At 67.9% G+C, this 12,663-nt stretch carries 8 protein-coding genes and 1 pseudogene; 4 read left to right on the plus strand and 5 right to left on the minus strand.

The annotated features are described in order from the left end of the window. Positions 1-323: 323 nt before the first annotated feature. The 3 genes from P3T27_RS00090 to P3T27_RS00100 form a co-directional block, all read right to left on the minus strand. Positions 324-4,055 (minus strand): AAA domain-containing protein, encoded by a 3,732-nt coding sequence (locus tag P3T27_RS00090; protein ID WP_280673341.1) that lies wholly within the window; start codon positions 4,053-4,055, stop codon positions 324-326. Then, the gene (locus P3T27_RS00095; protein WP_280673343.1) at positions 4,052-4,444 is read right to left on the minus strand and encodes a hypothetical protein; all 393 of its coding nucleotides are present in this window, start codon (positions 4,442-4,444) and stop codon (positions 4,052-4,054) included. The genes P3T27_RS00090 and P3T27_RS00095 overlap by 4 nt, the downstream gene beginning before the upstream one ends. A 121-nt stretch (positions 4,445-4,565) precedes the next feature. Next, positions 4,566-5,270, minus strand: a complete 705-nt coding sequence (locus tag P3T27_RS00100) for a restriction endonuclease (RefSeq protein WP_280673345.1) — start codon at positions 5,268-5,270, stop codon at positions 4,566-4,568. Positions 5,271-5,728: 458 nt separating this feature from the next. On the opposite strand from P3T27_RS00100, the gene P3T27_RS00105 reads away from it, so the two are divergent. From P3T27_RS00105 to P3T27_RS00115, 3 genes are read left to right on the plus strand one after another with little or no spacing between them, the layout of a single operon-like run. Continuing rightward, the gene (locus tag P3T27_RS00105) at positions 5,729-6,652 is read left to right on the plus strand and encodes a VWA domain-containing protein (RefSeq protein ID WP_280673347.1); all 924 of its coding nucleotides are present in this window, start codon (positions 5,729-5,731) and stop codon (positions 6,650-6,652) included. Then, complete coding sequence (locus tag P3T27_RS00110) at positions 6,649-7,506, plus strand: hypothetical protein (RefSeq protein WP_280673349.1); 858 nt, start codon at positions 6,649-6,651, stop codon at positions 7,504-7,506. Before P3T27_RS00105 ends, P3T27_RS00110 begins: the two co-directional genes overlap by 4 nt. A 3-nt stretch (positions 7,507-7,509) precedes the next feature. Further along, positions 7,510-9,666, plus strand: a complete 2,157-nt coding sequence (locus tag P3T27_RS00115) for an AarF/UbiB family protein (protein ID WP_280673351.1) — start codon at positions 7,510-7,512, stop codon at positions 9,664-9,666. A gap of 189 nt (positions 9,667-9,855) precedes the next feature. Here the strand turns inward: P3T27_RS00115 and P3T27_RS00120 are convergent, their stop codons facing one another. Beyond that, the gene (locus P3T27_RS00120) at positions 9,856-10,389 is read right to left on the minus strand and encodes a transposase (protein WP_280673353.1); all 534 of its coding nucleotides are present in this window, start codon (positions 10,387-10,389) and stop codon (positions 9,856-9,858) included. Beyond that, positions 10,386-10,924, minus strand: a pseudogene (locus tag P3T27_RS00125) (winged helix-turn-helix domain-containing protein). Before P3T27_RS00125 ends, P3T27_RS00120 begins: the two are co-directional and overlap by 4 nt. Before the next feature lie 372 nt (positions 10,925-11,296). Between P3T27_RS00125 and P3T27_RS00130 the strand changes: the two are divergent. Next, on the plus strand, positions 11,297-12,631 hold the full coding sequence (locus tag P3T27_RS00130) for a site-specific integrase (protein ID WP_280673355.1): 1,335 nt from the start codon (positions 11,297-11,299) through the stop codon (positions 12,629-12,631). Positions 12,632-12,663: the final 32 nt, after the last annotated feature.

A 12,663-nucleotide genomic window follows, 5' to 3' on the forward strand; every position in this document is an offset into this window, starting at 1 on the left:
AGCCACCCAACCCCCACCACGGCAACCGCCGCCACCGCCCAAGGAACCCCCAAAGGCCCAGGTCATGAGCTACACGACCTGGACCTCCACCGAGCCGCCCGCAGGATTCGAACCCGCGACCTACGCCTTACGAGATCGAGTCCGATCGTGATCCGCGAGGTTGCGACCGGTTACTTGCTGTCGCTTCTGCAGCGCGGCGCACTACGCGGTGATGACCCGTCCGGCTTCGAACGGCCGGCGCCGCGCAGTCCGCTCACGCATCGCTCACGCACGACAACATCCAAGCTTCGCCAGCCGATCAAGTGATCAATGACCCCGTCGAGCTATACCAGCCGCCGGCTTCCTGCAGTCTTGAGCAATCGGTCGGTACGATCCGCCCAGATATGCCAGGCCGGGACTCGTACTCCCTCGGGTAGCAGGGCCGCCTGGGCGAGCGCCAACCGGAGGTGCCTCGCCGGATCGGCGGCTCCCTGCGCAGCAGGATCGAGCACAACCACAGACCGGGTCCCATTCAGGCGGACCTCGAAGTCACATCGATAGCCATTGATGGCAACATCCCGATCCACCATCGCATTCGGCATCACGTCAGCCAGCACCTTCTGGAAACGATCTCCCAAGACCAGTCGCTGCTCATCCGGCTCTCCAGCGGCCGGCGGCAACAGATCGGCTCCGTCCATCGTCGCCTCCAACAGAGCCAGCGACATGCCCGTGCGCCTGCTCCAGAAGCCGCGATCACCGACCACAATGAGATGGGCACGGGCTCTGGTGATGGCCACATTCCACAGATTGACCTCTCGGCAGAGCCAGTTCACCGCACTCGGTCGGAGTTGCTCACCGGCCACTAGGGACAGCAGCATCACGTCCTGCTGGCCGCCCTGAAAGGTGTGAACTGTACCGACCCGGACCCTGGGCTCCTGCTCCCAGCCGCGGGCCAGCAGTTCCTTCTGCGCTCGGAACGGTGTCACCACTCCGATGGTCGCCTCGGCCGGCAGTCGCTGCAAGAGCCTCTCAACGGCTATCCGGACCCGCTCCGCCTCTTGCTCGTTGATCCACGAACCGGTGCGGCCCCGCACAGCGCTACCGGTCACGTCGAGCCACTGCACCGCGTTCACACCGTCCAGCCGCCGCAGCGAGCCCGGCTGGGTTAGCACAGTCAGGCGCCCGCCGTAGCAGTGACGGTTGGAGATCTGCACGATGTCCGGGTGGCAGCGGTAGTGCTCATCCAGGAGCAGCGCGGCGCCTGCCGCCTTCGCAGCCGCCTGGAAGGAGGAGTAGCGCCGATGGCCGAGCCGGTGTTCCTCCAACCAACTGGCCCGCACCCCGGCGGCGGACCGGGCAGCCGCCTCCTGACGCGGCAGGATCTTGGTGATGTGCGACAGCTGCATCGGGTCGCCGATGACCAGAGCCCGTTTGGCGCGGAACAGCAGCGGCAGGACATCCAGTGTCGAGCACTGACTCGCCTCGTCGATGATCACCAGGTCGAACATCGCCGGACGGTCGCGGAACCGGCGGGCCGACCGGGTGGTGACCGCCCAGCCGGGCGCGTGCGGCAACACCCTGTCCAGTGCCGCCCACTCACGCTGCGAGCGAGTCCGGACAGCTTCGATCCGCTCCAAGATGGCGGCCCGTCCGCGTACCGCCCCGTCCGCCACGAGAGCCTGCAACAACGCGTGAGAGGCCTGCCGGACAAGCCGCCTAGTGTCCGTGGAACGGGTGGCGAGATCCGCGTCCTGCGGGCCCGCGTCCGCTGCCGCGCTCTCCGTCCGCCATACCGCCTCGTCCTCGGCGAAGCCGAGCAGCGCCGCGAACTCGGAGCGCTCACGGACGTCCACGGGAAGCGTTGACAGCCTGCGCAACAGCCGACCGCGTCGCCAACCGCCGAGGATCCGAGCCCGGCCTGCCCGCCGTGCCCCGGGCAGCCACCGGCCAAGGACCGCGTCGTCGCCGAAGGCATCGCTCAGGCCCGCCAGTTCACAAGCCCGCTCATCGGCATAAGCCTGGCGGCTCCGGCCGACTGTCGCGAGGAGCTGCTCCCGCTCCGCTGCCCGGGTGAACTCCCGCTGTACGTCGTCCAACGCCCTGACCGCGTTGCGCAGTTCACCACGGCAGGCCTCGGTTGAACGACCGGGCCGCACAGTACGTGTGAGCCGCTCAAGGCTCCGCAGTTCGTCCTCGACGTTGTCCCGCTCCCCACCACGGCTGCCAGTGCGGATCAGTAGGCCGGGTGCCAGCTCTTCGCAACGCTCCCAGACCTCGTCCACCGCCTTGTTGTTGGTCGAGGCGACCAGCACGGACTGCCCGGCCGCCCGCGCGGTGGCTGCCGCGTTGACGATCAGTTGGCTCTTTCCCGTGCCCGGCGGACCGGTGGCCACGGTGATCCTCCGGGTCATCGCCGAGCGGATCACGGCTTCCTGTCTCTCATTCAGTTCGAGTGGCGCAACGATCCGCACCTCACTTGCGGCCACTGCAGCATCCACCTCGGACTCGGGCGTCCGGGCCAACGCTCCGAGGGCAGTCTCGGGAATCGACTGAACGGCCCGCCGCATCACCGAGTAGTCCTTGACGAGCTGTGCCGAGGCCGGCGAGTCGCCGCGGACAGCGAACGCCATCGCGACATTGCGCGCACCCTCGTGCGCTGCACGCAGGGAGGAACCGTCGCCCAGCGCACCCGGATCCAAGTGCTCGGTATCGCGCAATCCCAACCGGTCCAGCAAAGTGCGGATATCACGCACCATCTCGTCCCGGAACCCGGGCCGCCAGTTCGGGGCGAAGGACGCGAGGAGCTCCTGTCCCTCGTCCTTGCCCAAGCGCTCCAGAATCAGTTTGGGGTGCGGAACGACCGGTCCAGCGGGCTCTGCCACCTTGCGACCGACGGAATCGACGGTGAGTTCGATCTGCTGCATGAAGAGCGGGGCGCAGACCTGCCGCCGCCTGTCGTCGAACATCACCACCACGGGGTAGCCGTACCAGAGGTCGGCGCCGTCCTGAGCTGCTCGTTCAGCCAGTTCCACGACCTCAGTCGGGACCTGCGCAGAGTTGGCCGTCCCGGATAGCAGGGTCTCCGGCCCGGTCGGCCAGACCACGCGCGGCGGATCGTTACCGACCAGCGACAGGAGCTGGTCTGTGGCGTTCTCCTCGTGCAGGCAACGAAGGTAGTAGTCGAAGAGCTTCGGCCAGTCGGCTGCGGTGAAGGCGGCGTCGTCGTGAACCGCCGGGGCGGACTTGAGCGGTTCGAGGAATACCGAACCGTCGGCGGCGACGGCTACCGCTGATCCGGCGCCCGGCAGCGGCCTGAGTGCGGTCACCTGCCGGCCGACCGCGGCATTTGCGAGCCAGATGTCCCCCGTCACCTGCAGGCTCGACTTGGTCGGAGTCTGCCGCTGGCCGTCCGGACTGTCCTTCAGGACTCGGCTCACATAGCGGAAGAGGTCATCGACCGAGACCTTCCCATCGCCGTCGAGATCGGCCTTCCCCGAATGCAGGCCATCGACCACGGCTGCGGTGAACTGTGAAGCCGACCCAGGTGTACCCGCGAACGCCTCCTCCCACTGGTGCGAAGCCGTGATCACATACACACCGCTCGCCTCAACGACGGCCACTCGCTGCTGTTGCGGGCCGCCCTTGCTGCGGAATCCCTGCACGGCCGCGCCACTGAAGCAGCAGTCGAGCAGCAGCACCTTGCGCCGGGCAGCACAGGCCTCCAGCTGCTCCGTGATGAACGAGGCCTCGACCGCCGTCTGCCGCAGGTCGTCGGCACGCGTGTCCGACGCGATGTAGTACAGCTGGCCGTCCTCGGTGTCGTACTCGCCATGACCGCTGAGATAGAGCACGACCAGCTCATCCGGTTCACGATCGTTGAGGAATGCCTCGACCGACTGCCTGATCGTGGCCTTCGACGCGTCCTCGACTCGGACGCAGTCCTCGAACCGGCCGACCGACGGCAACTCCAGGACCTGGCTGAGGAAATGGATGTCGACGCGGACCGAGGGCAGTGGTGTGAAGGAAGGGTCCTGATAGGCGGCGGTACCGATGAGCAGGGCGTGCTGGCGGCTCACGGATTCACCTCGTCCGGTTCTTCCTGTGGCCGACTGCCGTCCCGCAGCTCCTTCAGCTCCGCGCCCGACACTCCCCCGCGCAGTTCGGCCACCGTCCCGTCGCTGAACTCCACTCGGGCGTACCGACTCTTGCGCACCTCGACCCAGCCCTTGACCGCAGCCCGGACCACCGCGGAGGTACTGCCCGTGACCAGCAGGATCACCTCCGGTGTGAGAGCCGTCCCCTTGCTACCGGCTGGGCCCACACCCCGACGCCGCCGATCAGCGAACCGTGCCTCGACGCCCGCGAGCCCGTTCAGCGCGTCGCGAAGTTCGCGTGCCTCGCGCTCGGCATGAGCCGGATCCGCCCCGAACACCTGGACCCGCAGGACATCGCCCGTCTCGGCCATGCTCCCCTCCGATTCATGACGCCTCGCTGCACCAACAAGCCTTTTGCAGAGGACTTTTATTAGCGAATGTTGGGCTGCCCGCCCATGGCCGCGATGCTAGCCGCCACGACCAGCCCCGGTCTCAGGGATTCCGGAATCCGGTCCGCCACCGGCCGCGCGGTGCCGGAGCACCCACACCGAGCAGCTTGTACAGCGACTCTCCGCCGGTCGCCCACCGTTCGAGCAACTGCCGATCAACCAGGAGAGTCCCGTAGTCGGAGGCGTTCTTCAGAGCATTCCGGGTGAAGCCGCCGTTGGTGACGACAACGGCGAGGTCCGCCCGGTGGATCGGACGCGCCGTGCCGCTGACCACCTGAAGCACCTGATCACCGACCTTGGCGGCCACGGTGGTGTGTTTGCACTGGACCACCACCCGCCGCCCCCAGGCGTCGATCCCGATCACGTCCGCGCCTTGGTCCCCCGCGCCGCCGACCCGCTCGGCACGGACACCGTCCCGTTGCAGCAATCCACACACCGCTTCCTCGAACTGGCGGTGCCCAAGCGAGTCGATCTCCGGGAGGGACAACCCAGCCGGGCCCTGGACCAGCGCGTGGCGACGCTGCCGCAGACCGCGAACGACCGCGGCAGCGGCCGTGACCGCAAGCGCGCCCCCACCCAGAAGAATTGGCCAACCGGCTCGTGCCACGAGCACGGCCAGTCCCTTCATCAGCAGCAGGACGAGCGCCAGCCCGAGAAGCGGCAGCACCCACCACGGCAACGCGGCGGCCCAGTCCTTCCCGAACCCTCTCCGGTGCGGCCTTCCACCAGCCCGGTTGCCGAGCACCACACCCTCACCCAGCCAGCGGGTGGAAGACGACCCACAGCGCGTAGGCCGCCGCAAACAACCCACCCCCGGCGAAGTCACTCGGGGTGGCAAGCGCCCATTTGTGCTGGTAGCACCGCTGGAACAGGCCTTTGCGCGGGCGCAGACAGGGACGCTCCTTGAGCGTCCGAGCTCCGCATCGAGAGATGACGGCCATCCCTCCGAACATCAGCAGTCCGAAGACGACAAGCAAAGGTTCCTCCCCCGAGGCAGCCGGAATCTCCTGCGGCCCTCCATGGATAGCCGAGTCGGAGCGGTACGAACAGTGCCGATCTCGGCCAAGGTGCCCCTACCGGAGGCATGCTCCCTCCCGGCAGCCCCCCGAGCGTGAACGAACCCGCCGTTGTGCGCTGGCGGACTCGCACCACATCGGACGCCAAGTTTGCTTGTTCCTACCCGGTGAACCACTCATGTTCTCTACGATGAGCGCCAGTTCAGGCACCATCCGCCCCATGGGGCCGGACGCCGTCACTCCGCAGTTCGAAGAGCCCCTGGGGATGCGCATGCCGTATACGGCCGAGATCAGCCGGACCAATCCGACCTGCTTCGTCTTCCTCGTGGACCAGTCCACCTCCATGAGTGACCCGATCGGCGGCGATTCAGTCGATACGAAGAAGAAGGCCGATGTCGTCGCCGATGCCATCAACAGGCTCATCACCGAGCTGTCGGTCAAATGCGCCAAGGAGGAGGGTGTCCGGGACTACTTCCACGTCGCGGTGATCGGCTATGGGGCAACCGTCGGGTCCGCGTTCTCCGGGGCCCTCGCCGGTCGTGACCTCGTCCCACTGAGTGAGGTCGCGGACAATCCCGCGCGGGTGGACGACCGGACGAAGAAGGTCCCGGACGGCGCCGGCGGGCTCGTCGAGACCAGCATCGCGTTCCCGGTGTGGATGGATCCGGTCGCCCACGGCGGCACACCCATGAACCGCGCGCTCAAGTACGCGGAGACTCTGGTGTCCGGCTGGACCGAGCGCTATCCGGGCGGTTTCCCACCCATCGTGATCAACCTGACGGACGGCGAGTCGACGGACGGGGATCCCACGGAGTCGGCCACCGCGATCAGCACGCACGCCACCGCGGACGGGGCAGCGCTGCTGTTCAACCTCCACGTCTCGGCGGCTGGTGGTTCTCCCACCGCCTTCCCCGACTCCGCCGCCGACCTACCTGACACGTACGCCCGCACACTGTTCGGCATGTCGAGCCCGCTGCCGACCCACATGCGCTCCTACGCCGCTTCGCAAGGACAGCGCGTCAGCGAGAGCACGCGCGGGTTCGTCTACAACGCCGACATCACCTCGGTGGTCCAGTTCCTTGACATCGGTACCCGGGCAACCGAGCTGCGGTGACCTCTCCAGGCCTGTATGTCACCCACCTGATCGCCCCGAAGAACGGCAGCACGCTCGCCGAGTGCGAGGACGCGGTGTGCGTGCTACCGGACCCGCCGTTCGACGAGCTGGTGGAGGGACCGATCGCGGCGAGCGTGTGCGATGGTGCGACTGAGAGTGTGCTGGCCAAGGACTGGGCTCGGCTCCTCGCCGCCGAGTCGGCCGTCCAAGCGCTCACCTGCCCTGCCATATTCACCGTCGACAGCGCGTTCGAAGAGTTCGCTGCTGCCGCAACCGCACGGTGGGATCCGTGGCTGGAGGAATACAGCCGTGACCGGGCGACGACGGGCCGGCCGTTGAAGTGGTACGAGCAGACCAAACTGGTCGGCGGTGCCTACGCGACCATGCTCAGCGTCCGCATCGCACCCGCTCCGGGTCCGGTACCTGGCGCGCCGCCCGAGCTACCAGGTACCACCACCTGGCACTGGCAGGCGGCGGCGCTGGGCGACAGCTGCCTCTTCCATGTCCGCGACGACTGCCTGCTGCGCTCCTTCCCCATCGAGCGGCCCGAGGACTTCGGAACCGCCCCAGACCTCTTCGGCAGCCGGAACCACGACACCGCCCTACTCAGGGCACGCACTCTCTTCGCCGAGGGCAGCTGCCGCCCGGGCGACCGGCTGCTCCTGATGACCGACGCCCTGGCCGCCTGGTTCCTGGCCGCACCCGAGCCAGCCAACGCCCTTTGCGAACTACTCGAATTCGGCGGCCCGCATGACGCCGCCGGCTTCTCCGACTGGCTGAACGGTCTCCGGACCCGCCAGGACCTGCGCAACGACGACGTGGCAGTCGTACGGATCGACATCGAAGGGCGGTAACAGGTGGCCATCGGGGCCGGACCGATCCGGGACTTCCCCAGCGGACGGGACTATCAAGAGGCTCTGCAACACACGCACTTGTGCTTCAGCCACCCGGACCTCAAGGATGCCATTCCCGAGTTGGACAAGCTCCGCCAGCCGCGGCCAATCTCAGGGAACTTCGCCAGCGTCTTCTCCCTCACCAACCGCACCACCGGGCGCCGCTACGCGGTGAAGTGCTTCACTCGCCACGTGCCCGACCAGGAGACGCGTTACCAGGCCATCAGTCGGCAGCTTGAGGCTCTGGCCCCGGCGTCCCTCTCGCAGCCCTGGAAGATGGGCTTCGAGTACCTGCCGGACGCCATCCAGGTCGGTCCCGGACGGTTCCCGGTGCTCAAGATGGAGTGGGTCGACGGCGTCACCCTCTCGACCTGGCTCGACCACCATCATCGCGACAGCCGGTCCGTTGACAGTGTCGCCGACCGGTTCGCCGCGCTGGCCACCGATCTCGCCCTCCACGGCATCGCCCATGGCGACCTGCAGCACGGCAATCTCCTGGTGTCCCAGGACGGCACGCTGCGGCTGGTGGACTACGACGGCATGTACGTACCCGCGTTGGCCGGTCAGGGCGGAACGGAGCGCGGCCACCGCAACTACCAGTCCCCGACCCGCGGCGGCGACGACTTCGACTCCGCGGTGGACCGCTTCTCGACCTGGGTCATCTTCCTGGCGCTCAAGGCCGTGGCCGCCGACCCCGGTCTGTGGGCACAGCTCCACGAACCCAAGGGCGAATACCTGCTCCTGACCGAGGACGACTTCAAGAACCCGTCGGCTTCGCCACGGTTCCCGGCGCTGCTCTCCCATCCCGACCGTGCGGTGCGGGACCTGGCCGACCAGGTCCGCTACCTGGCCTGGCAGCCCCTGGACAGCCTCCCTGCACTGATGTCGCCGACTACGGCACCGGCCGCTCCTCCGCCGCCTCCACACGGCCAGCCCTCGGCATCGTCCGGTGCACTCCCAGGCTGGATGAGCCACCATCTACCGCCTACCGCCTCCACCCCAGCGGCCCCACCCGCCACCCCGCCCAGCCGGTTCGCCGGCCGACGGCCCGGCGATACCGTCGCAGCCGTCCTGATGACAGTAACGGCTGTCTCATCGCTTCTGTCGCTCGCTGCCGGCCTCGTTCCGTATGCGCTACCGTCTGCTTCCCTGACCGTCCTCATCACTTGGGTCGCCCGCCGCTCGCGCGACGAGGTCCGCCTCTTCCGCGCTTACCTGCGAAGCCTCAGGCAACGCCGACGAGAGATCTCCAAGCCGGAGAAGGCCGCAGCGGACCTCCAACGGGAACGGCTGCTGCTTGACGCAGCCGAAGACCGCAGAAAGCAGCAGCTTCCGGGGCAGCGCCAGGAGTTGCTGCGACAGCACCAGCACAATGCGGCGACCATTGAACGCCAAAAGGCCCAAACCCTGACTGACATCGACCGCAGAACAGCCGCTCTGGACGGCGAGCTGAAGGCAGCACTGAACAGGGCCACCGCCGACGAGCGCGCCAGCTTCGTCCAGCGGGAGCTCCACCGCAGCCGCGTCGCGGACGCTCGTCTCCAGGGCATCGGAGACAAGCTGAAGGCCGACCTGGCCGCATGCGGCATCAGAAGCGCGGCGGACTTCACCGGCATCCGACTCAAGAACACCACCAGCGGCGGCTACCGCAACACCACTGCGGTCATCGTCAGGTCGGGTGGTCAGGAGGTGAACGTCAAGGGCATCGGAGAGGCCAAAGCGCGGGCACTGGACGCCTGGCGACGGCAGCGGGCCCAAGCGGCCGAGTCCCGGTGCGCCGTATCGCTGCCGCCGACGCAACGGCGCTCCATCGAGGCGGACTTCAACCAGCAACGCATGCGGCTCTCGGATCAGCGCCGTGCAACGGAGACCGAGGCCGACCGGCAACTGAGCCTGGCCGCGCAGCGCCTCCAGACGGCCCAAGCCCAACTGACCGCCGACGCCGAGGCAGCCGCCGACCAGGCGCGGAGGCAGCGCGAGGAATTCGCCCGCCGTGCCCTGCGTATCCAGAACGCCCAGTCCGAGTACGCCGACCTCGAAACCGCCTTCACCGAGGCCCGCTTCATCCGGCGCTCGCTCTCCCACGCCCGCTACATCCGTTTCGCCCTGGCCGACCGGTAGGCCGGACCGCTGAGGCAAGGGGGATCACGCTTGGATCGCGGCCGGTACTACATATCGCGCGAGTACAAGCCTCTGAAGTTCCCATGCTGCTACTCCGTCAGTCTCCTTCTGGCACATCCATCAGCGATAACTGCTCCCCGGATACACCCCTTACTGAACTTGAATTCGTGATGTCGGAGTCGTCTGGGGTCAGTTGTTCATGATCAGGCCGACCTGGGCGAGGCAGCCGTCGATCAGGTGTGGGCGGTACTGGATCTTCTCGAGGCGGGTCCGGACGGCCTTGGCTAGGTGATCGACGTTGGCGGCCTCGAGGTTGCCAACTCCACGTTTGACCAGGGTCCAGATACCTTCCTGCGGGTTGAGGTCGGGTGCATAGGAGGGCAGTTGGAAGACGGTCAGCCAGTCCTGGTTCGCCGCGATGAACTCCCTCATCGACGGCATCAGATGCGTCGAGAGGTTGCCCCAGACCAGCACGATCGGCCCGCCGAGCTGGATGCGGGCCCGCAGGATCAGGTCGCGGTAGTCCTGCCACGTGAACGCCTTGCACTCGCCCTTGCGGCCGCGATGGATGCGGAAGCCGAAGATCATGCGCGAGCGATGGCCTGCCTTGCAGCAGGCCATCCCGGCTATCGAGACCCGCCCGGAGCCCCGGCCGCGGACGCGGACGCGGACCACCGGCGTGCACCCCACCCGGCCCCAGGTCCTGGCACGCGGCGGTCTCATGGCCTGCCCGGCTTCATCCTCGAAGACCAGCCGGCTCCCCGAGCCGCCGCGGCGCTTTTACCCGGGGCCAGACCTCCATCTTCCACAACTCGACTGCCTGGTCGTCTCGTTCGACAGTCCTGCGGGTCGGCTGCTGCCACGACCAGCCGTGGCGCTAGAGCAATGCCCAAGCCCCCTCGACGGTGTAGCCGACGTGGAACAGACGACCGATCAGCGCCTTCACCCGGGCGAGCGTCCACCGCTGGTCCTCCCAGCCATGGGCGAGCGGTCCGCGCTCCAACTCGCGTTCCAGACTGGCGATTTGCCGCTCGCTGAGCCGCGGGCGCCCGGGTGACCCCTTCGAGAGGACTCCGGCCTCACCTCGCTCACGCCACTGTCGGCGCCATCGCTCCACCGACCGCTCGCTCACCCGCAGCGCGGCGGCGATCTCCCGGTTCTCCTCCCCGCCCTCGAAGCGTTCCACAACCTGCAGCCGGATCCGCTCCCGCGCGGCCCTCTCAGCGTCGGTCAATCCGCCGCCCTGCGCATATCTCACAGGCTCAGGGCTACCGGACTCGCCCAGCCGCTGTCAGGCAAACGGCTCCGACATCACGCTTTCAGGTTCAGTAAAGACTGATACTGATCTGGAGGACGGACGAAGGGTTCCACCTACCACCGCTGCTACTGCCGCGACGTCGAGACCGGAAGGCCGCTCGGCAAGGCGCGCCCGAGGCTCGGCAGCCGCAAGCACGGCGCCTACTCCATACGCCAGGATCTGCCCAACGCCGAGGATGGCACCCGCCGTTCATTCAACCGTGCTGGCTACGAGACGCTGAAAGAGGCTCAGGCCGACCTCGACCCCGTCCGCAGCCTGCTCGCCCTCCACAAGGAGGACCCCGACGACCTGCCTCTGGTCGCCGAACTGCTGGTGAAGGTCGCCGACGAGAAGGCCCAGCTGCCCGACATCGAGGAGGCTCGCCTCCGCCTGAAGACCGGTCAAGACCTCTCCACCCGCGTCACCGTGGGCGAGTGGCTCGACACGTGGCTTGGCGGCAAGAAGATCCGCAAGTCCGGGATCACCCGCTACGAGTCCGACGTTCGAGTCCACCTCAAGCCCCGGATCGGGCACGTCCGCGTCGACCGGCTGCGGGTGAGCACGCTCGCCGAGATGTTCACGGCCATCGCCGACGCCAACGAGGAGATCATGGAGAGCAACGCTCTGCGGCACGCGCTGAAGGCCGAGCTCGCCACGGTTCCGATCAAGGGCGTGGAGAACCGCGCCCGCCGCAAGGCCCTTCGCGCCGAGCTCGCCGAGATGCCGCCGTTCCGGCGCACGACCGGTGCGGCCACCCGCCAGCACATCCGCGCCACGCTCCGGACCGCCCTGAACGCCGCTATCCCCGAGGGCCTGATCACCGTCAACCCGGCCGCCCACGTTGAGCTCGACCCGGCGACCAAGCCGAAGGGTCTGGTCTGGACGCCCGAGCGGGTCGCCCAGTGGCAGGAGACCGGCGTGAAGCCCTCCCCAGTGATGGTCTGGACGCCGCAGCAGACCGGCGCGTTCCTCGACTTCGTGGCCGACGAGCGCCTGTACGCGATGTGGCACGTGATCGCCTTCCGCGGGCTTCGCCGGGGCGAGGCGTGCGGGCAGCCGTGGTCCGAGACCAACCTGGACGGCAGCTCGCTGACCGTCACGGCTCAGCTCGTGCAGGACGGCTGGGAGGTCGAGGAGTCCGACCCCAAAACCGACGGGAGCTTCCGGACGGTAGCGCCGGACGACGATACGGTGGCCGTCCTGCGGCGCCATCGCGACCGGCAGCAGAAGGAGCGGAACGACTGGGGGCCGGCCTGGAAGGACACCGGCCGCGTCTTCACCAACGAGGACGGGTCCTGGCTCCACCCCGGCAAGGTCACCGACATGTTCGAGCGCCTGGTCGCCGCGTCCGGCCTGCCGCCAATCCGGCTGCACGACCTCCGCCACGGCGCGGCCACGCTCGCACTCGCCGGCGGGGTCGACATGAAGGTGGTGTCCGAGATGCTCGGCCACTCCTCCACCAAGATCACGTCGGACACCTACACCAGCGTCCTGCCCGAGATCGCCAAGGACGCCGCCGAGGCTGCCGCGAAGCTCGTCCCCCTCCAGCGGAAGACCGAAGCCGAGGCCCACGCCAAGGCCACTGCGAAGGCCGCCGCCGAAGCCGAGAAGGCCGGGCGGAAGGCCCGGAAGAAGACGAAGTCCAAGGCCAAGAAGGCCAAGCGCTAACCCAAGATCAACACCCGCGCTCACGCATCGCT

Origin of the sequence: Kitasatospora sp. MAA19 (assembly GCF_029894125.1) — a bacterium.
GTDB lineage: Bacteria > Actinomycetota > Actinomycetes > Streptomycetales > Streptomycetaceae > Kitasatospora.